The organism is Bradyrhizobium sp. USDA 4501 (assembly GCF_054062115.1).
In genome coordinates this window covers 8,819,428-8,837,953 of record NZ_JBSSEX010000001.1, presented here as the reverse complement: position 1 = coordinate 8,837,953, position 18,526 = coordinate 8,819,428, and the positions used below count along the sequence as shown (strand labels likewise).

Here is an 18,526-nt window from a genome sequence, read left to right as displayed (position 1 = left end):
GAAGCAATAACCGTCGGTGGTTATGGGTCCCGGCTTTCGCCGGGACGACACTGAGTGTGTTGCGCGATCTGTGAGTCACACATGCGAATCGGGTGACGGGGTTCGCAACGGGCTGATCGCAACGTCGATCGGTTGACCCGGTTCATGCCGCATTCTTCGCCTGGCGCGGCTCGTCGGTGTTCGGCTCTACCGGTCCAAGCAGGATGCGCCGCTGCATCTCGTCGAAGGCGAGGTTTGCGTTCTTCTCCCGTGTCACCAGCGACAGCAGGATCGCGACCGCAAAGGATAGCGGCATGCTGATGATCGCGGGATTGCGCAGCGACACGAACCACCATTGATGCTCGACCGCGGCGAGCGGCTTGCCGAGAATGTCGACCTGGATGGTCGGGGACAGATAGATCAGCACCAGCGAGCTCAGTGTGCCGACGAGGATGCTCGCCACGGCAGCAGGCGTCGTGAAGCGGCGCCAGGTGATGGCGAGCACGAGCGAAGGGAAGTTGGCGGCGCAGGCGATCGAGAACGCAAGTCCCGCCATGAACGCGACGTTCTGGCCTTCGAACGCGATGCCCAGGCCGATGGCGAGGATGGAAATCAGAACCGTCGCGACCCGCGCGACCTTGAGCTGCTCGGCTTCCGAAGCGGTGCCGCTCCTGATCACATTGGTCCAGACGTCGTGGCAGAGCGTGGCGACGCCCGACAGCGTCAGCCCCGCGACGACGGCAAGCATGGTCGCGAACGCGACCGCGCAGATGAAGCCGAAGAACGCGTTGCCGCCGACGGTGAGTGCGAGCAGGGGCGCCGCCATGTTGCCGCCGCCGCCGGCCTTGGCCACCGCCTCGGCGCCGACCAGCACCATGGCGCCGAAGCCGATGATGAAGACCATGAGATGAAAGACGCCGATCAGGCCGGTGGCATAGAGGATCGACAGCCGTGCGGCTTTGGAATCCTTCACCGTGTAGGCCCGCATCAGCACATGCGGCATCGCGGCGGTTCCGAACATCAGTCCGAGCCCGAGCGAGATGGCATCCCATTGACCCGAGACCACCTTCGATCCCGGCTGCAGCACCTTGGTGCCGTATTTCTCGGACGCCGCGGCGAACAGCTTCAGCGGGTTCATGTCGAAATGGGTCAACACGAGGAGGGCGAGCAGGATGCCACCGCCCATCAGCAGCACAGCCTTGACCACCTGCACCCAGGTCGTCGCCAACATGCCGCCGAACAGCACATAGACCAGCATCACGCTGCCGACGACGACGACCGACCAAGTGTAGGGCAGGCCGAACAGCAGCTTGATCAGCGATCCGGTCGCGACCATCTGGGCGATCAGGTAGAACAGGATCACGGCAAGTGTACCGATGGCGCCGGCGAGGCGCACCGGACGCTGGCGCAGGCGATAGGCCACGACGTCGGCGAAGGTGAAGCGGCCGACATTGCGCAATGGCTCGACGATCAGGAACAGAATGATCGGCCAGCCGACCAGCCACCCGATCGAATAGATCATGCCGTCGAAGCCGTTCGAGGTGACGATGCCAGCAATTCCGAGCAGGGCCGCGGCGCTCAGGAAGTCTCCCGCGAGTGCCCAGCCGTTCTGCCACGGCGTGACCTGGCCGCCGGCGGCAAAGAAGTGCTCGGTGGTGCGCGTGCGCCGCGCAGCCCAATAGGTGATCGCCAGCGTCAACGCCATGAAGGCGAAGAAGAACCCGATCGAAAGCGTGCTGCTGCCCATTTGCCTGTCCCCTTAGCGAAGCTCGCGAACGCCTGCGTCGAACACCCGGTTCGCCCACAGCACGTAGACCAGGCAGAGCACGAAGGAAGAGATGATGACGAGCGGGCCGAGCACAATGCAAAGCGACAGGCCGGGCATCAGAATGGTGCCGAGCAGCGGCTTGTCGAACGCGAAAAGTCCCATGAAGCCGAAATAGATTACGATCATCGCAACGCTCAGAACGAGCGCGACTGTCAGCCGCTTCTTGGCCAGTTTCTTGGCCAGCTTCTCGGCCTGCTTCTTGGCCAATGCGCCGCCGTTCGGCGCCGGATCGGCATTGCCGGGAATAACCACGTTCATATCGGCCCCTCAAAACTTCAGCGCGCTCTGCTTGCGCCAATCGGACGAGCTTCAGCCGGGGGCTGACGGAAGGGAATTATGGATTTTTGCAATCTGCTGTGCACGGCTGCGGCACGACATCGGCCAGCGTGACCTGCATGTCGGGATCCTGCTTCAGGGTATTTTTCAGGAAGGCGCGGACGGCGCGGATGCGCGGGGCGAATTGCAGGTCGCTGTGGACGTTGAGCCAGACCTCGCGAACGGTGCCGGCGAGAGCCGGCAGCACCGGTATCAGGTCGGGCCGGTCCCTTGTGGCAAAGCTCGGAAGCATCACGATGCCGAGGCCGCCCGCCGCGGCGTTCATCTGCGCGATCATGCTGTTCGAGTGGAAGGCGATTTTCGGCTCTTCGATGACATCGGCGAGCCAGCGCACCGAATCGACCTGGATCAGGTCCTCGATATAGGACACGAACCAATGATCCTGCAGGTCGCGCAGGCTTGCGGGCATCCCGTGGTGGTCGAGATAGTCCTGGCTCGCGAATAGCCCGAGCCGAAACTTGCCGATGCGCTCCGAGATCAGGCCCGGACCGGGCGGCCGGAAGAAGGACACGAACAGATCGGCCTCGCGCTTATGAACGTAGACCGTCTGGGCGGACGTGACGAGTTCGACGGTGAGCTGTGGCGCGGTGCGTCGCAGCTTGGCAAAGCGTTGCGCCAGATAGAGCGAGGCGATCCCCTCCATGGTGGCGAGCCGCACGGTCCCGACGAGCTCCTGGGTGTCGCTGGCGCTGGCCTCCTCGCGGATCGCGATCACCGCGCTCTCGACCCGCTCGGCATGGCGCAACAGCCGCTCGCCGACTTCGTTGAGCTTGAGCCCGGTGCGGTGGCGTTCGAACACCGCAACCCCGAGCGAAGCTTCCATCTGGGCGATGCGCCGGCTGACGGTGGAATGGTCGAGCCGCAGCCGCTTTGCCGTTTGGCTCAAATTCCCGGCGCGGGCGGCGCAGAGAAACACCCGCAGATCGTCCCAGTTGATCGTGTCGAACATCACCGGCCTCCAGGTTGCGGCCGTTGAAATTGCGGCCCTTGTCAGCAAAGCAATTCCCGTTCCAGCGCGTGGCGGTTCCGATCCTTCGCAACCGACCTTGCGACAATTCCCATGCACGCCGGCAAGCCAGGGATGATACCGCTTCGCTCCCCTAGTCCTAGCCGGGATTTTCGACATGCTTCCTCGTTTCAAGGCTGCTGCCGTCCACGCCGCGCCCGTCTTCCTCGACAGCTGGGCGACCACCGAAAAGGCGATCGCCATCATTCGCGAGGCGGCCAGGGCCGGCGCCGAGCTGATCGCGTTTCCCGAAACCTATATTCCCGCCTTTCCGGTCTGGGCTGCGCTGTGGCCTCCAATCGACAACCACGATCTGTTCGTGCGCATGGCGGAGCAATCCGTGCTGGCGGACGGACCGGAAGTGGCGCGGCTCTGCGCCGAGGCACGCGCCCTCGGCGTCACGGTCTCGATCGGCATCAGCGAGCGCTCGGCCGTCAGCGTCGGGGGGCTGTGGAACTCGAACCTGCTGATCGGCGAGACCGGAGAAATTCTCATCCATCACCGCAAGCTGGTTCCGACCTTCTATGAGAAGCTGGTGTGGTCGTCCGGGGATGGTGCGGGCCTTAAAGTCGCGGAGACGCGGCAGGGCCGGATCGGCGGGTTGATTTGCGGCGAGAATACCAATCCATTGGCCCGCTTCGCGCTGATGGCGCAGGGCGAGCAGGTGCACATTTCGAGCTGGCCGCCGATGTGGCCCACCCGGCGCCCGGCAGGCGGCGGCAATTTCGACAACGTGGCCGCCAACCGCATCCGGGCCAGCGCCCATTGCTTCGAAGCCAAGGTATTCGGGATCGTCACCGCCGGCTACATGGACCAGGCGTTGCGCGCCTTCCTCATTGAACGCGATCGAACGATCGCCGACGTGATCGACCAGACACCACGTGCGGCGAGCTTCTTCGTCGATCCGACCGGCAGCGTCTTCGGCGATGGATTGCAGGACGAGGAGGGGATCGCCTACGCGGAGATCGATCTCAATCGCTGCGTCGAGCCGAAACAGTTTCACGACGTGGTCGGTTACTACAACCGCTTCGACATCTTCGGCGTGACGGTCGACCGCAGCCGGTTGACCCCGGCTCGATTCCGCGATCCAGAGCAGCCGATAGCGGACGTGCAAGACGCGGCAATTCTGTCGGTCGACGCCGACGCTGCATCGAATGGGCAGGGCCGCGACCTCCGGAGCTGACGAAGCGCTGGTGCTGCCTCACACGATCCTTCGTCCGCGTGCGGGACCCGACGCGGACATCGCGGTCCGGCATTCTCGATAGTCCGCAAACCTGCACCGTGTCCGTAGCGGGTGAAGATGTCGTGTTTTTGTAGCTCGTGATCTGTCGCCTTCGTTTCTGATTTGCAGGGGAGCCGGAAGGCGGGGACGGCTTTCCCTGATTGATCATGCCACGGCTGTTGTGGCGGTTTTAGCCCTGTAGGTGAGTTTCTTTGTTCGACTTGAAGCCCGTTTCTCCGTCCCGACCCGCGCTTTCTCGACGGCGGCGCGCGCAGGAGCGGTCAAGGACGCGCGCTTGCGCGCCCGCCAGGGCTTGTCCTTGATGGCTCCGAGCACGCCGCCAGGCTGAAGCGCGTCGGGGCTGATCTGCTGTCCGTCAGGCGCAAACCTCGCCAATCGATGCGGTCCAAGGAACACGCTGACGGTGCCATCGGGATACTCATGGAGCCGCACCACAGCCTTGACGAAGTGAGGTCTGAGCCGGCTCTGCGGCAACTGCAGCCGCCGACCGTTCCATGCAACGGTATTGTCGTTGGCGACGGTTCGCTCCTCGATCACGCACAGCGCCTCGCGCCAGGCCTCATGCCGATCGGCCACGAATGCCGTGCCTTCCTGTTCGGGCTTGATCGCAAACGCGGCGTTGTGCCGGGGGATGTAATGCGCCTTCAGCCACGCGTTGGCAGCCTCAACCGTCGTGATCCCGGCAAGCCGCAGCTCCTTCGGCAGCCGATCCTGCAAGGTGCCGAACACCCGCTCGGAGCGCCCGCGCGCCTGCGGCGAATAGGCTGCGATATGCTCGATCCCAAGATGCGACAAAGCCCGTCCCACCTGGGTTTGTTGCGTCTTCGAGATCTTCTCGCCAGCTTTTGGGGTCAGGAAATAATGGCTGCCGCGGTCGGTGTAGAGCGCGCAGAACAGGCCATGCTCGCCAATCACTTCGCGCAAGGCCTGGAAGGTCGAGGCCGTTCCTTCTTCCTCGACCAGCACCATCGAGTAGATCTCGCTGGTCGCATCGTCCATCGTGACGATCAGGTCCCTCGCGGGCAGGCCTTCGATCCAAACGTGGCGCGATCCGTCCTGGTGCAGCAGCATGCCCCGAAGCGGCCGCCGCGGCCGCTTCTTGCGGTGCGCCGAACGCTTCGGAGCCTTCCGCACCAGCCCCGCCGCGTGCAGCGCCAGCTTCGTCACCGTATAGCCCAGCACATAGTCGTGCCGCTTTTGCATCTGCTCGTGGAAGTGCTTCACCGTGAAGTCCGCGTACTTGTCCCGGTACAGCGCAAGCATCCGTTCCAGCTCCTCCTCCGGCGCCCGCCGTGGCGAACGACGCCCCAGCCGGCGGTCGACAAGCCCGTCGTCGCCCTCCGCCTCATAGCGCTCCGCCCAGCGTTGAAACGTCCGAACACTGATCCCAAGAACCTCCGATGCTGCCTCCTGCGTCAGTTCCTTCGCCTCCGTCCGATCCAGCAAATCTGAAAACCGCATCCGTCGTACACCCTCGTGAATGGATGCCGTGCCCATCGCGCCCCCCTTGTTCCGGAGCACCGAAAACACGACACTTCACGAGCTACAAACAGGCGACAGATCACGAGCTACTGACACCGCAAACCTGCACCGTTGCCAACGCGGGAATGTATGGCTACGCTTTACCCTGGGTAGGCTGCCAAACGTTCCTTCGATCGGCCGGACGCTCATGCCAAAATTCCTTCGCATCGGAGTCCATCAGTCGAACGTTTCCGGATACACGTCGAAGGCATGGTGCATTCGACGGGCCGGCTCGACGGTTTTCCTGAAATGGGGCGCCGTGCAGGTTGATGGCGCGGGCGACAGGCGAAAGGTCCACTGGACGTTTCCACCGCAGGAAAAAACCATTCGCTGCCGCACGGTGCAGCGCGCCCAGGACTACACCAAGGCCGCCATCGCGCGGCGACGCAGCCATCGCTACGAGCCTCTGGCTGGAAATATCGCGAACCGGCGGCGAACCACCGACCGGGACTCGCAGCTCAAGCAGGCGCTCGCCACGATCCTCTATGTCGATATCGTCCGATCCACCGAAAAGGCCGCGCGGCTCGGCGACACGCGCTGGGCGACGGTGATGAACCACTACTATGTCGCTGTGCGCAGGGAGCTGAAGGCCTTGCGGGGGAAGGAAGTCGTGACGACGGGCGACGGGTTGCTGGCGACGTTCCGCGCGCCGGCAGCCGGGATCCGTTGCGCGACCGCGATCCGCGAGTCCGTGCGCACGCTGGGGCTGGAGATCAGGGTCGGACTGCACGCGGGCGAATACAAGGTGAGTGGCGCGGAGGTGATCGGGCTTGCGTTTCACATCGGCGCGCGCGTCGCGGCGAAAGCGCGGGCCGGCGAAGTGCTGGTCTCGAGCGCGGTCAAGGACCTGATGTCAAAGTCCGAAATCCGCTTCAAGGACCGCGGCGCGCACCAGCTCAAAGGCGTGCCGGAGCGATGGCGGCTCTACCGGGTGGAGCATTAGGGCGTCCCGGGAGCGTCGACTACCGCCAGCGTCGGCTGGCCTCGCCGAAAGGCGTTAATGACATATTGATGCGGTTAACGACGTTTGCCGTCTGCGGTTTCATCGCTCTTAGGAGGCGACAAGGCAAAACACGGCATGCGCAAACATGCCGCGACCGTTCTGATTGGAGTCTTTTGCAGCCTGGTGACGTACTTCAGCGCCGCACGACTCTACCAATGGGCCGAGACCGGACAGTTGGCGGTGCTGTCCCGGAAGACACACGACCAACCTGAGTTCGTTTCCTGGGGCGACGATCGGCCCAGCTTCGTGCTGCTGTTCGCGCTCTATCTGTTTTTCCTCAAGAACGGACTGCTCGGCATGCTGGTTACGTGCCGCGAGGTCTGGCTGCGTGGCCGGGGATGGGAACCGTGAGCGCGCGGCTGATCGCTGGATTGATCAAGGTGCTGCTCGGAGGTCTTCTCACGGCCGGTCCGCCGCTCGTGTCGGTCGCGCGCGGCGACGAAACTGCGAGCATCAATGCACGACGCGAGGCGCTTCGCGAATGGAGCAGCCTTGCCAATGGACGCACGGACTTTGAAATTTCCGATCCGGCCTTGGTGCCAAGGATGCTCGCGCTTGCGGCCGAGCAATCCGGCTGCAAATACAGTGATGACATCGAAAAGTTGCCGGTTCGCTTCATGAAAGTGGCCGGGCACCGTCTCGCGCTGATGTTCTGTCGGCTTTCCGTGACCGGATCGCATCGCGCGTTCGATCTTTCCGACGTCAGCAGACCAAAGCCGATGGAATTTCCGTACGTCGCGCTGAACGGCTTCGGTACGACGGACACTCCGGGTTTCATCACATGGAGGGAGGAGGCCGGCTTGTTTCAGGCCGAAACCGGATCGGACCTGTGTCCCAGCCCACACCTGCGGCATGTCTATCGGCTAGACGTGACCAATCGCGAAAGCTTTGTCGTGGTTCGCGTCGAGGTCAGTGCGCCTGCGTGCGGCGCGGGTCAGGAATGGACCACGATCTGGGAGGCGAAACCGTGGCCCGCGCCGGCGGATCCGCGCTGACGCGCTCTTGCCAAAATGGTTAGCCCCGATTAACCAGCCTTTCGCATCAACCTTGCCGTTTAAGACTGTCGCAATCGGCAATAGGGAAGTTGAAAAAAGACCAACAATAACAATTAGTTAAAAATAAAGCCATTCCATATAGCGTACTTATTGAGTGTCCGTCATACGCCGAAGCCGAAATTCATCTGGCCACGGACCTTGGCAAATCGCTGCTCGTCCAGACGAGTGATCGATTGAGGGGGCCAGCCCCGAAACACGCCGTCCTTGAGGAGCTGATCTAGCGGGATAGCTGGATCGAAGTGCCCCATCAGCAGGAAGTCGATCACCTTCACAGCGGATTTGCTGATCTTGAAGAACTCGGAAAGCTGTTCAGTGGTGTAGGCCGACCGCTTGGCTGTCAGCCGGACAAGGTCCTCCACGGAATGAGCGTGCAAGACTCGTTCAACAACCCCGACACTGGTGATCGACTGCGAAATCCAATAGCCGGGGGAGTTGGATCGATAGAATAGGATGATCGACCCTGGCCCGACTGCCTGCGATTTCGCACGACACAAGTACACTTTTCTAATGGTGTTGCCGGGCGTCCGTGCCCCGCCGACTGTTCCAGCCGTTCCGAAGAAGTCCGGCTGATCGGGCAATGCCAGTTCGGGGAAAAGGGTGTCGTGATATCGCCCCTGTATGGGAATGCAGAAGGCCTCTGCTGGCGGACGCGCAACAAACCGCGGATAGTTCTTGCGGGCCAAGTCGAACACATCGTCATCGTCGGTGGCGCTCAAGATCGTGCGCGGCAGCGGCTTCTCAAAGACAAGCTCGCCACGCTCGTTTTTCTTGGTGTTCTCGAAACCAAAATATTCCAGCACCCGGATCAGTGACGTTTGATTTTCAAAGGTCGTGACGTACACCAAATCAAACTGATTTTTCTGAGCGAACCATAATGCTTGCTTCAAGAGCAACTCGCCCAGCTTTTCTCCGCGGAATTCAGGCTTGACCTTGAACGTACAGATTTTGAGGATTTTATCGCCGACGTACTTGGTCTGCGCTTCCGCGTGATCCTCCTGCTTGCGAACGATCAGGCCAGCCAACTCATTGTTTATTGTCACCACCCAACAAGGTCGATGCTGGCCGACGCACTTGGATTTCCACCACCCATCGAAATCGGCGTAGCCATCCCGTAGGCTCTCAAAAATTTCGTCCGCAGGCGAGATTGCGTGGGCCGGTACTTCCTCAATGAGCGGCAGCTTGACTGGAAGCGCTTCAAACGTCGTTTCCAGCCATTGCAGCGCATCCGCGACGACTAGAACGCGATCAGCCAGCCCGACGTCTTTCCGGCGTGCTCTGGTGTGGATGCCTTGATCTTGAGAAACTAGGAAATCGACAGCGCCGAGGTCTAGCGCGTGCAATAAGGCGACATCAACTTCGTCGTTTGGCTTGTTGATAGTGCCGAAGCGCGCCGCCAACTCATCCAGAGGAGGGGACTTGATGCCGTTCAGCGCCTCGAACTTGCGGATTTTGCTCCGCGTGACGGCTCGGCGCTCGGCGTTTTTGTCGCGGTCTATGTCGGCGACGGCGCGTTCGTGAACGAAAACTCGGACTCCATGTTGCGTGCACAACTGGAGAAATCGCGCAAAGATGGGTGAGACCTCTTTGTGGTCCTCAAGCTCAATGATGACGTTGGTGTCAATTAGGACCTTGTGCCCGCTCATAGTTCACTAGACCGCGCAGCGAGGCTGATGCGTACTGGAATGACTGGGGAGGAGCAAAGCCGCATCGAACTCTTAATTCGTCGAGATGGATTGGTCGTGGTAGCGGCTGCGCTTCATTCAGATGGATCGCATAGCCGCGTTCAAGCCCAGCAAAATAGGTATCGAAATCATTCTTCCGAACGCAGAACTTTTCCCTGTGCTCTTTCCAAAGCGTTGGAAGCTTCAGACGTTGAACATCTCGGATTTTAGCAACGCCGGTCAGCGCCTTGATGGGGCTTGTTGAATAGATCATAGCCAAACCGCCGGGCTCAAACTCCTCGGTAAACTTGCGCCGCAGCTCTACGGTCTTTTCACCTCTCAATATTTTCTCGGCATGCCCTGGGTGTATGCTGAACACGACGTCTCTATTCGGCCCTTCGGACGGAGCCGGAAAACCCGGCAACGTCAGTTGTTCTTCCGATAGCGGAGCACCTTCGTTCAGCGTCGCTGCAATCGCGTCAAGCTGCACGACGATCCCAGTCTCCAGAACGGCCCTCATGTCTAACGTGCCGCCAAGCGCAATCAGATATGATCGGATCGTTGAAAGAAGCAGATCGGATCGCCCCTCTATCCGAGAGATAACGGTTTGCCCCACATCGAGACGTTGTGCAACATCAAGTTGGGTCAATCCCAACAGTTCGCGCAGGTGGCGAAGCCTCTGGCCGATAGCATCGATTGGCTTTCGTTCGTCGTGAGGCATCTTGACCCTCTGAGTTGCCCGACTCAGCTTTGCTGCATGACTTTGAAGTCATATTCAAACTTTGGTCTGATGCAATCGTTATTTGCGCCGCACAATTGATCGTCGAGGCCGCTGCAGGAATGGCCGCCGCGCCGTTGACTCCCATGTGACCCCTTGCGAAACTATCCTCGGCCAAGCGGTAACTCCGCCGAACTGCCTCAGAACCCGCTGAGGATGTGGACTCCGTCATCGTTCCTCAATCGGGTGACGGAGGCCACACATGTTCCGCGAAAGACTATTCACGCTTGATGACACCATTTGCGCTACTAGGTCCCTACAGACGGCCATCCAAAATCGACACGGCGTAGCGGATGCCAGAGCCTTCCTCAAGAAGGTAGAGCAAGCCCGCACGAACCGGCTGCACGCTGTAAGGGACGCGCTCGATGATCCGCTTTGGCCGGAGCACTGCGATAGACTTCAGAAAATGAAGCTTTCCGGCGAGCTTGACCAAATCCGCAGATGCCACGCGTTTCGTGGTGGCCTCTTCCCCGATCATAGCATCATGAAGTACTGCGACTGGCGCGCGGAGCTTCGCAGCTTCTTCACATCGCTGGGCCGTCGCATTCCTGCGTGGCTAAGGTGCCAAGTCCAGCCGATGTCGTCGGAAGCCGCGACCGCAGGATGGAACGCCGCAATGGATTTGAGGGGACCACGCGGAGTAGTAGCCCGCCGCCGCTCGCAGGAAGGTACGTTGACGAGACGACGGCGGGCCTGATCGCGGGGTCAAGCTTCGCGATCATCCGGTCGTGACCGAAAGCGACCGGAAACGGAATAGATTGCCCGCCATCGCCCACGCTGGGGATTGGAGAGACGATGGCGGGCTCCGAATTCGCGAACGCCCACGAATTCGGTTCGAGCCACGTCAGCGCGGAACCAACGACACTGACCGCTCGGACTCGACAGGCCCAAGGAGGCAAAGCCGTCGAGGATCGGAGTCATGCTGCGTTCGCGTTGGATCGCGATGTCACGAGCCCGAGCAACGCCCGAATGTCCACGTTTGCCCGGTGCTCGATCACGGTGCCTTCCGAACGAGCAGCATCGAGGTGAGCGCACTCGTATCTCTCGGCTTCAAACAATTCGGTTTTGAGCTCGGCAAGCCGCTGTTTCCGTTCGTCGGCATCCATCTGCCGACCTGACTGCGGCATCTCGTCAATCAACGCGTCAAGCCGATCCTGCAGCAGTTCGGGATTGACCCATGCCAAGATTGCTTCGGGAGGTATCAGCTTGTTCTCTCCGAAGGAGAGCTTGAATTTGTCGTGCTCGCTGACGAAGACCGGCGTTCCATCCAAAGCAAGCTTTTGAACATAGAGCGCGGCCTGTCGCTTCATTTCCGCTTTTGTCGGAGATGCACGCTCGACACGGCCACGCTCGGAGATCAACTCCATGATCCGGCCGCGCAGACGTTGCACGGCTTGCAGATGGCTTTCGTCCGTCTTGGTTTTCGATTTGATCGGCCGAGCATCTTCAAGCTCGACGTTGGCGGGCAATTGCGCAAGATATCGTGCGACCTTGGCATTGAGGTCTGCGAGTGCTCTGTATCGATCCTGATAGTCGGGCTGCGATGCACGGAGCCGGACGATCTCGCGTTCCAGGACGGCTATTCTGTCGCTCGGCGCTGTGATCAGCGAGCGCTCAGCGTCGGACAGAGCCCGTTGATTGTACGTCATGATGGTCAAGGCCTGCTGCTCGGCATCCTTGAGCGTTGCGAGCTTGGCCTGCACTCGTGGGGGTAAAGTCGACATTTTGGTCACCTTCCTATGTAGTGAGGCCCGCCAAAACGACGGGCCTCGTTGTTCACTGCTTCCAGTTTTCCTCTAGGCGTTTATCTCGGCGGTCGAGTAATTCATCGTGGGTTAGAGTGCCCGGACGCGTGTCGTGCGGCTGAGATCGCTGCTGATCGATGATCGGAGGCGGCTTGCGCCAAGCATTGGTCAAATCGGCATCACGCTGTTCACGGAGCCGCTCTCGTTCTGTGTTGGCGGCAGCATCAACGAAGCGGTAACCCGGTTGATGGGCCACAGCCTGCGGCGTGAAGCCTTTGGCTAACGCCATTGCCTCGTCGAATGTCAGCTGCTTATCGTGATGCCCATAGAAGGCATCCTCGAAAGCCCTGCGCTGATCCGGAGGGAGTCCATCGACCTGGGCCTGTAGCTGAGGATCGGCCAGAGCGTAGCCAACCGTTGCGTCGGTGCGTTTGATGCTGACGACGTTCCGCTTCGCGAGATCGAGTGCTTGCCTGAAACCCTTTCGAGTCAGATGGTCCTTGAATAATGTCAGCTGACTCGGAGTGAGCTTCGCAGCATCGAGCAGCGTCGCCTGCTTGTGGTCCAGTTCCAGACCGGGGAAGGCTATCTTTGCGTCGAACTGCTCGACACGCCTTGCCGACTGCGCGGCTGCCATAGCTGCCATCAAGCCGTGGTCGGCGTGATCCATCAGCTTGATTGGAACGCGGATCACGTCGCCATCTTCGACGATGTGCCCCCGCGTGACACGTTTGCCATTGCGGTCGATGATCTCGTGGTCGTGAGTGGTAGTCATGTTTAAAGGCCTCTCATTGCCATGATGGTGCTTAGTCTCTCTGCAGCGGGGCTGCGTTCCGAAGGTCCTCCTACCCATGAAAGGTCAGCCACGTAGCGATATTTGCGGACGCCCATCGACGTGAGGACGCCTGCAACGGCGTTCACTACGTCATCGTGCCCGTTGGGAGCGTGGTCGATGCTGTCCTTGCCGGAGCGTGCTGTTTTGCGTTCGAGCCCGCATAGCTGCATCGTCAGCTTGGGATGGTCGAGGAGGTCGCACTTCTTCGACATCATCAGGGGCAGAAACTCGCCGTAGATCGTGCTTTTGGGCTTCGCTGACGGCTCATATTTGATCCCGTGCTCGAGGAACTGTTCCCGCGGCCACTCGCCAGCGTAACGGTCACCCCTCACTTCGCTGATGCTGTAGGATTTGAGCAGCGTGGAATATTGCTCGACGATGCTGCGCGGCGAGAATGGCGGCCTGGCCTCCCGGATCACGTCCAAGACGGAGACACCGTTCTCGACGTGTCCGATTGCGAGCGTGAACGAGTCCTTGCCTGATCCGCCAGCAGCATCGACGAACGCGTGATAGTTGAACTCGGCAATGTAGGGACGCTCACGCTCGTCGGAGGTGATTGCATCGACTGCTTCACGTGCAATGAAGGCTTCGACGTCAGTCCGGAACTGCGCGCCGTATTCAGCGGATGCCGAAACAGGGTCATCCTCGAATTGCTGGGCGAGGAAGTCGGGGTCGATCTCCCGGTTCATCACATCGGTCGCAGCTTGCCAGCTAAGGATGCGCGGATTGTCCTTCCCATGGTGCTGCCGATGCATGTTGTACAGCACGCCTTTGCGGGCGTATGGCGACGATGCGAGCAACAGCATGGAGTTGGGTATCGTTGCCATTCCCGGCCGGATCGCGTTAATGACCTCTACGTCGGGATTTGCCGAGTCTTCGGATTGCCAGTACGCTATTTCGTCACAGGCGCTCGCAACTATGGAGCGACCGCGTACTGCTTTGAAGCTTGAAGTGGTAATCTCGATTGAGATGGAGTTGGATAGTTCGAGCCCGAACCGCGTCTCGCGCTCGATCATCCGGGAGAGCATCGGGACCTTCTTGATGAAGCCCTTGACGTAGCGGAGGATGACGCGAGCCTGATCCTTGTCTGCCGCGAGTACCTGGACGACGCCAAGCTCACCCTCGACAAGATACTGCCGATAGTCGTGGAAACAGGCCAGCCAGACTGCGATCAATGCGAGGATGCGCGACTTGCCCCCACGTCGGCCGATAACGAGGACACACTCACGAGCTTGCTCGGTCGGAGGATCGGTTCGGCCCGTGCATTGGCGATAGATCGCAAGTTCCTCGTCCGACATCGGCAAGCCGAACGCTGCTGCTATGAACGAGCGCCACGCTATCCAGCTTTCCGGATCAGGGAAGAACTTCGCGAACACATTGGGGTCCGCGATAGCATCCAGCAGTGTGAGACGATCTGACCGAGGAGACGTAAGCCGGGGTGTTGCATCCTCAATCCGTAGTCTGGCTGGTCTTTGGGGTGTGGCGGTGGTGTGGGTGTCGTCAAGCCGTTCACGGTGACGACGAGCGCCCATCAATCCCCCATGCGTTCACGGTGTGAATGACGCGAGCCGCCACGCCGTGCATATTCCAGCGGGTCTATGTCGTCATCGTCATCATCACGCTTGCCGGGTGTGGCGCTGAGCAGGCCGATCTTCTTCATGAGACGAGACTGGGTGTTGGATAGACGCTGATATTCAAGCCGCTCATCCAGCGTGGTGCTGCCAGTCTTGACGTATGCTGCTTCGCAATCTTCGAGGACGCATTGCAGGAAGGCGATACGCCGGATGTGATTGCGCGTGGTCTCGCTGATGCGATCTTCGCCCCCGCAATCTTCGATGTAACGCAACACCAGATCGGAGAAGCGTCGTCCTCTGGGAGAGTCCGTTGTCGAGATGCGTTCGGCAAACAATCGGCGCCCTGATGTGACGGCGCTTAGATTGCGTTTTCGTTTGGGCTTGGAGGTGTGTTTTAGGGTCCCGTGCATCTTCTTTGCACTGCGTCTGCGAATACTTCGCGTTACAGGACGCGCATTCACGTCATATGCACGCCTTATCTGTCAACACCGAAGTGCAAGCGCCGATGGGAGCAGGTCTTTTTGACGCTTTCCTATTGCGAGGCGAAATAATTTCGGCGCTCACTCGCTCGTTTCTGGTGATCAGAACTAAATAGAACGAGATGTGAATACGCGGGTCCCACAACAATCGGACAACAAACGGGAAGGGGACAACATGTATTCGATCCTGATCCCGTGCTGCTGGTTGTCGAGGTTCAGACTAGGGCCGCTTGCTGATCTTCCTCTGACTACGCTGATATTCGCGTTGATAGCGTTCAAGCCGTCGTTCGTCGATCAGGCCTTCCTCTATCAGGAGCTTCACGGTCTCGCGCATCTCGGAACGGACATCGCCAACAGTGACGCCGGAGACCGAGATGTTTGCACGTTCCAGTTCGTCGCATACTTCCTTGAAGCTTTCGGTCTGGAGCGTGAGGCGACGGATTTTCGCTTTCAGGCCTCCGTTCCGTGATGTCCCGCGTCGTTTCCCTTTTTGAGTTCCTTTGGGATGGGGATTTTGGCGTTGGCTTCGGCTTGATCGTTCTCGGTGTGAACGACTGCGCGATGTTCGCGAGCGCGAGTCGTTCACGCCGCTTCCGTCCTGGGCCTGCGAATTCGTATCCGATCTGATTGTCTGGCATCTGGATTTCCCTCGGTTCGAGGGATCAGCATCCTAGGCGTGGATCGTCCGAGTGACTAGGCGGGGTCCGGATCGCGGGGGATTTCCTGTCTCTGGGACGCTGATTGCTGCGGTTTTCGAGCGGTTGGAGCGGCGTTCCGGCGTCCGGACGATCTCCTACCCCCGATTTCGTTGCATGCCGCGTGCTCCCAACGAGTCAGTGCCGATCACTCGGTCCGACATTCGCCGAGAGAACATGGAGGAGCGCGCTTCTATTTCAGCAAGCCCGCAATCATGCTGCCGATCCCAGCTGCGATGAGATTTCCGGCGGCTCCTTCCACAACAGTACGTATCGCCTGTAGGGTTGTCTTCATCTTTGAAGGATCGGGCGTGCCGCTCCTAATTTCGTCTTCCAAGAGTTTCAGAGGAGCAGCGATATCCGTGCGTTGTGGCTCGGGCAATGAGGCCACGTGCGGCTTGATTTGCTCGATAACGCCTGCAACTGCGGCTGGATTGAGATTGTTGTTGACTACGTTGGTGCTGTTATCCGTACCGAAGGTGACGCGTGAATTGTCACCATGGAAGTGGTTCGTTATTTGCTGGATGACCTGCTGCGGTGGGGCGGCTGCTTCCCGGCTCCGATGTACTTTGGCCTGAAAGCTGGACGGAATGCTGCGAAGGCCCGTCATAAAATTCGGGTCGTCTACCACATAGTCTTCAACAAGCCCTGACGGTAGTGATCGGAGAAAATGATCGCCGGGCTCAAGCGGCAGATCGACATCAAAGGTGATGATTTGCCCGGCTGAGACCTGCGCTTTGATGTCCTCACGGATCACGGTGCCGTCGGCTTTCACGAGCGTCACCTTATCCCTCAGCAAACTGGCTAGGGCCATGCTATTTCCTCCTTCTGCAATTTCCAGGTCGCAATATATATGCCGCAACATGTCGGCACGGGACGCAATGTCGGTGGACGTCGCGCCAGTCCAACTCCCAAGATCTTGTGGAGCGGGAAACTTGAACCCATCTCCCCTGAGAATGCGGTCCTTTTCGACGGCGGTCCTCTGAATTTTCGCTATGAAGGCTGATATCAACGATTGGGCTTCGTTCAGTGCGGTAGAACGGATATCGACAGGATACTCCTGTAGCTGGGTCTCAAGCTCATCGAACAGCTTGCCAACTTTCTGTCGTGCGTATCTTTGGATCGTGTCCCAGTAGACGTCGCGGACGGTGCCGGAGAACCTGAGCCCCCCAAAACGGATCATCCTACCGTCGAAGCCGTCGATTTCAGCAACGCTCTCGCTCCCGATATGGTGCCATTTGAAAAACCACTCGTTCTGCATGCGCAAGTATTCAGCATCTAGCGCGATCTCAAGTCGCGCTCCAATCGGAGTGAGTCGGCTCATGCTCCGATTGTATGGACGAGTTGACCATCGCACAACGGGTATAAAGCTTGGACAGCTTTCGGGGTGTTGCCAGTCATGTGGACAAGAGGACAAGGGAGTCAGAGCCTTTCACGCTGCATCTTCGGCTTGGACGGCCTGACTGGACGCGGGTGTGATAATCTACAAAATTTCCCCCATTCCTTTTCCTTCTCGTGTCCCTTAGCGGGCAACCATTGCATTTCTGCGCAGATGTCCAGCACATCCAGCTGCCGCATCTTTTCGAATTTCTTGGGAGCGTTCTTCCGCATATCCGCCAGTGTGATCCCAAGCCGTTGAAATCTTCCTGTGACATTGCGGGGAATGTCGTAGTGGCGTGATCGCTTCAATTTTCGCATCCAACGCCGGATTTCCATTTCCGCAGGGTCCCGTATCGTGATGCGTTTCTGGAAATGAGGCCGTGGCTTGATGTTGAACAGATCGCGCGGTCTGGATATTCCAGCGCGCTTGATGGCATCACCCGTCATCTCCCGGATTTCGAAGTGCGGCTTTTCACACTCTCCGTCCAATTCTCCCGGCTCGTCATCGTAATAGGCCCAATTCCTCGATAGCCTTCCTCTTCTGTACGCGGTGTCGATCCCGTAGATCGTCCCTTTTTCGTTTCTGATCCTGTCGGAGGTTTTGCGGTAATTCAGGTTCGTGCAACGCGTCATCAACGCTCTGATGTCCGCACGGCTGATACCTGGAGCCGGGTCGAGATCATATGCGACATGGAGCCGACAGATCGACATGCGCTCCTCCCACATCTCGTCCAGAATTTCGACGGCGCGCTTTGTCGGTGCATTCAATTTCAATATCCAGCCGATGACGACCCCATCGATGATGAGAGGATCGTCCCAGACTTGGCGCTTCGTCTCGGCGCGCAGCGCGTTCTTCAATTCCGCGCCGAAATTCCACGGCCAGAACACTTCGATTGTGTGGATGAACGCGAAAACGCGCGCAAGAACTGGCGGCTTGTCGCGCTTGTAGAGGTCCCATAAGATCAGCATCGACGATCTTCCCTAGTGATGATCGCTCATTCATGAGCTTGCCTTGGACGGCGTGGTTCGTGATCGTTGCGCGCAACATTGCGGCCCCGCCCAGCGTCAACTGAGCGGGGTCGTTGCATTTTTAGGCGTGATTATTTTCGGGCATCGGAGCACCCGCGAGCGCGTACACCTCGTCCTTGCGATAGAGCGCTTTGGACGTGCGGCCGTCGCGAAGCCTGCGGCTCACGAGTTTGCCGTCGGCCTCCAGCCGACGCACGGTCATCACGGACATGTTGAGGATCAGCGCAGCTTGATGCCGGTCGACGAGTACTGAACCAGCAGGTGGGAGCTTACGTTCGGTAGTTGCTCGGGGGGGTGCAGCTTGACGTTGTGGCTTCGTTGACATGTTCAACCCATAGCTACCGCATTCGCCAGTTACGGCGACAATGCGAAAACGAGG

At 59.6% G+C, this 18,526-nt stretch carries 19 protein-coding genes; 5 read left to right on the top strand and 14 right to left on the bottom strand.

What is annotated here, in order from left to right:
* Positions 1 to 142: 142 nt before the first annotated feature.
* The 3 genes from ACVWZM_RS41240 to ACVWZM_RS41230 form a co-directional block, all read right to left on the bottom strand.
* Positions 143 to 1,726 (bottom strand): solute symporter family protein, encoded by a 1,584-nt coding sequence (locus ACVWZM_RS41240; protein WP_229190581.1) that lies wholly within the window; start codon positions 1,724 to 1,726, stop codon positions 143 to 145.
* 12 nt (positions 1,727 to 1,738) lie between these two features.
* Complete coding sequence (locus ACVWZM_RS41235) at positions 1,739 to 2,065, bottom strand: DUF485 domain-containing protein (RefSeq protein WP_082653885.1); 327 nt, start codon at positions 2,063 to 2,065, stop codon at positions 1,739 to 1,741.
* 76 nt (positions 2,066 to 2,141) lie between these two features.
* Positions 2,142 to 3,092 carry a LysR family transcriptional regulator gene (locus ACVWZM_RS41230; protein ID WP_168856350.1) on the bottom strand — a complete coding sequence of 317 codons (951 nt, stop codon included), beginning with the start codon at positions 3,090 to 3,092 and terminating at the stop codon, positions 2,142 to 2,144.
* A gap of 175 nt (positions 3,093 to 3,267) precedes the next feature.
* On the opposite strand from ACVWZM_RS41230, the gene ACVWZM_RS41225 reads away from it, so the two are divergent.
* Positions 3,268 to 4,332 (top strand): carbon-nitrogen hydrolase family protein, encoded by a 1,065-nt coding sequence (locus ACVWZM_RS41225; protein ID WP_057018472.1) that lies wholly within the window; start codon positions 3,268 to 3,270, stop codon positions 4,330 to 4,332.
* 204 nt (positions 4,333 to 4,536) lie between these two features.
* Here the strand turns inward: ACVWZM_RS41225 and ACVWZM_RS41220 are convergent, their stop codons facing one another.
* The gene (locus ACVWZM_RS41220; RefSeq protein WP_456856129.1) at positions 4,537 to 5,853 is read right to left on the bottom strand and encodes an ISNCY family transposase; all 1,317 of its coding nucleotides are present in this window, start codon (positions 5,851 to 5,853) and stop codon (positions 4,537 to 4,539) included.
* Between the two features lie 208 nt (positions 5,854 to 6,061).
* On the opposite strand from ACVWZM_RS41220, the gene ACVWZM_RS41215 reads away from it, so the two are divergent.
* From ACVWZM_RS41215 to ACVWZM_RS41205, 3 genes are all read left to right on the top strand, one after another.
* Positions 6,062 to 6,856, top strand: coding sequence for an adenylate/guanylate cyclase domain-containing protein (locus ACVWZM_RS41215; RefSeq protein WP_057018716.1), 795 nt, complete (start codon positions 6,062 to 6,064; stop codon positions 6,854 to 6,856).
* A 135-nt stretch (positions 6,857 to 6,991) separates the two neighbouring features.
* Positions 6,992 to 7,267 (top strand): hypothetical protein, encoded by a 276-nt coding sequence (locus ACVWZM_RS41210; RefSeq protein WP_057018715.1) that lies wholly within the window; start codon positions 6,992 to 6,994, stop codon positions 7,265 to 7,267.
* Positions 7,264 to 7,911 (top strand): hypothetical protein, encoded by a 648-nt coding sequence (locus ACVWZM_RS41205; protein ID WP_057018714.1) that lies wholly within the window; start codon positions 7,264 to 7,266, stop codon positions 7,909 to 7,911. The genes ACVWZM_RS41210 and ACVWZM_RS41205 overlap by 4 nt, the downstream gene beginning before the upstream one ends.
* 161 nt (positions 7,912 to 8,072) lie before the next feature.
* Here ACVWZM_RS41205 and ACVWZM_RS41200 read toward each other — a convergent pair whose 3' ends face one another.
* The 7 genes from ACVWZM_RS41200 to ACVWZM_RS41170 all read right to left on the bottom strand — a co-directional run bounded on the left by ACVWZM_RS41200 (position 8,073) and on the right by ACVWZM_RS41170 (position 14,899).
* Positions 8,073 to 9,614: a GNAT family N-acetyltransferase gene (locus ACVWZM_RS41200; RefSeq protein WP_456856128.1), complete on the bottom strand. Its 1,542-nt coding sequence runs from the start codon at positions 9,612 to 9,614 to the stop codon at positions 8,073 to 8,075.
* On the bottom strand, positions 9,589 to 10,353 hold the full coding sequence (locus ACVWZM_RS41195) for a helix-turn-helix domain-containing protein (RefSeq protein WP_456856126.1): 765 nt from the start codon (positions 10,351 to 10,353) through the stop codon (positions 9,589 to 9,591). The genes ACVWZM_RS41200 and ACVWZM_RS41195 overlap by 26 nt, the downstream gene beginning before the upstream one ends.
* 313 nt (positions 10,354 to 10,666) lie before the next feature.
* Positions 10,667 to 10,888 carry a hypothetical protein gene (locus tag ACVWZM_RS41190; RefSeq protein WP_456856124.1) on the bottom strand — a complete coding sequence of 74 codons (222 nt, stop codon included), beginning with the start codon at positions 10,886 to 10,888 and terminating at the stop codon, positions 10,667 to 10,669.
* A gap of 439 nt (positions 10,889 to 11,327) precedes the next feature.
* A complete protein-coding gene (locus tag ACVWZM_RS41185) occupies positions 11,328 to 12,134 on the bottom strand; it encodes a hypothetical protein (RefSeq protein ID WP_456856122.1) in 807 nt (268 codons plus the stop codon).
* Between the two features lie 52 nt (positions 12,135 to 12,186).
* On the bottom strand, positions 12,187 to 12,930 hold the full coding sequence (locus tag ACVWZM_RS41180) for a hypothetical protein (RefSeq protein WP_456856120.1): 744 nt from the start codon (positions 12,928 to 12,930) through the stop codon (positions 12,187 to 12,189).
* Positions 12,931 to 12,932: 2 nt separating this feature from the next.
* Positions 12,933 to 14,366: a hypothetical protein gene (locus tag ACVWZM_RS41175; protein ID WP_456856118.1), complete on the bottom strand. Its 1,434-nt coding sequence runs from the start codon at positions 14,364 to 14,366 to the stop codon at positions 12,933 to 12,935.
* A 155-nt stretch (positions 14,367 to 14,521) separates the two neighbouring features.
* On the bottom strand, positions 14,522 to 14,899 hold the full coding sequence (locus ACVWZM_RS41170; RefSeq protein ID WP_456856116.1) for a hypothetical protein: 378 nt from the start codon (positions 14,897 to 14,899) through the stop codon (positions 14,522 to 14,524).
* A 319-nt stretch (positions 14,900 to 15,218) separates the two neighbouring features.
* Here ACVWZM_RS41170 and ACVWZM_RS41165 point away from each other — a divergent pair, with 319 nt between their 5' ends.
* Positions 15,219 to 15,512: a hypothetical protein gene (locus ACVWZM_RS41165; protein WP_456856114.1), complete on the top strand. Its 294-nt coding sequence runs from the start codon at positions 15,219 to 15,221 to the stop codon at positions 15,510 to 15,512.
* Between the two features lie 419 nt (positions 15,513 to 15,931).
* Here ACVWZM_RS41165 and ACVWZM_RS41160 read toward each other — a convergent pair whose 3' ends face one another.
* The 3 genes from ACVWZM_RS41160 to ACVWZM_RS41150 form a co-directional block, all read right to left on the bottom strand.
* Positions 15,932 to 17,062 (bottom strand): hypothetical protein, encoded by a 1,131-nt coding sequence (locus ACVWZM_RS41160; protein ID WP_456856113.1) that lies wholly within the window; start codon positions 17,060 to 17,062, stop codon positions 15,932 to 15,934.
* A gap of 98 nt (positions 17,063 to 17,160) precedes the next feature.
* Complete coding sequence (locus tag ACVWZM_RS41155) at positions 17,161 to 18,087, bottom strand: hypothetical protein (protein ID WP_456856111.1); 927 nt, start codon at positions 18,085 to 18,087, stop codon at positions 17,161 to 17,163.
* 121 nt (positions 18,088 to 18,208) lie between these two features.
* Positions 18,209 to 18,358, bottom strand: a complete 150-nt coding sequence (locus ACVWZM_RS41150) for a hypothetical protein (protein WP_456856109.1) — start codon at positions 18,356 to 18,358, stop codon at positions 18,209 to 18,211.
* Positions 18,359 to 18,526 lie beyond the last annotated feature (168 nt).

Bases quoted from the DNA above. Each gene is read 5' to 3' on its own strand.
- ACVWZM_RS41225 (WP_057018472.1), top strand. From the start codon at position 3,268: ATGCTTCCTCGTTTCAAGGCTGCTGCCGTCCACGCCGCGCCCGTCTTC.
- ACVWZM_RS41220 (WP_456856129.1), bottom strand. From the start codon at position 5,853: ATGCGGTTTTCAGATTTGCTGGATCGGACGGAGGCGAAGGAACTGACG.
- ACVWZM_RS41210 (WP_057018715.1), top strand. From the start codon at position 6,992: ATGCGCAAACATGCCGCGACCGTTCTGATTGGAGTCTTTTGCAGCCTG.
- ACVWZM_RS41155 (WP_456856111.1), bottom strand. From the start codon at position 18,087: ATGCTGATCTTATGGGACCTCTACAAGCGCGACAAGCCGCCAGTTCTT.
- ACVWZM_RS41215 (WP_057018716.1), top strand. From the start codon at position 6,062: ATGCCAAAATTCCTTCGCATCGGAGTCCATCAGTCGAACGTTTCCGGA.
- ACVWZM_RS41150 (WP_456856109.1), bottom strand. From the start codon at position 18,358: ATGTCCGTGATGACCGTGCGTCGGCTGGAGGCCGACGGCAAACTCGTG.
- ACVWZM_RS41185 (WP_456856122.1), bottom strand. From the start codon at position 12,134: ATGTCGACTTTACCCCCACGAGTGCAGGCCAAGCTCGCAACGCTCAAG.
- ACVWZM_RS41235 (WP_082653885.1), bottom strand. From the start codon at position 2,065: ATGAACGTGGTTATTCCCGGCAATGCCGATCCGGCGCCGAACGGCGGC.
- ACVWZM_RS41200 (WP_456856128.1), bottom strand. From the start codon at position 9,614: ATGAGCGGGCACAAGGTCCTAATTGACACCAACGTCATCATTGAGCTT.
- ACVWZM_RS41190 (WP_456856124.1), bottom strand. From the start codon at position 10,888: ATGATCGGGGAAGAGGCCACCACGAAACGCGTGGCATCTGCGGATTTG.
- ACVWZM_RS41160 (WP_456856113.1), bottom strand. From the start codon at position 17,062: ATGAGCCGACTCACTCCGATTGGAGCGCGACTTGAGATCGCGCTAGAT.
- ACVWZM_RS41180 (WP_456856120.1), bottom strand. From the start codon at position 12,930: ATGACTACCACTCACGACCACGAGATCATCGACCGCAATGGCAAACGT.
- ACVWZM_RS41195 (WP_456856126.1), bottom strand. From the start codon at position 10,353: ATGCCTCACGACGAACGAAAGCCAATCGATGCTATCGGCCAGAGGCTT.
- ACVWZM_RS41165 (WP_456856114.1), top strand. From the start codon at position 15,219: ATGTATTCGATCCTGATCCCGTGCTGCTGGTTGTCGAGGTTCAGACTA.
- ACVWZM_RS41240 (WP_229190581.1), bottom strand. From the start codon at position 1,726: ATGGGCAGCAGCACGCTTTCGATCGGGTTCTTCTTCGCCTTCATGGCG.
- ACVWZM_RS41230 (WP_168856350.1), bottom strand. From the start codon at position 3,092: ATGTTCGACACGATCAACTGGGACGATCTGCGGGTGTTTCTCTGCGCC.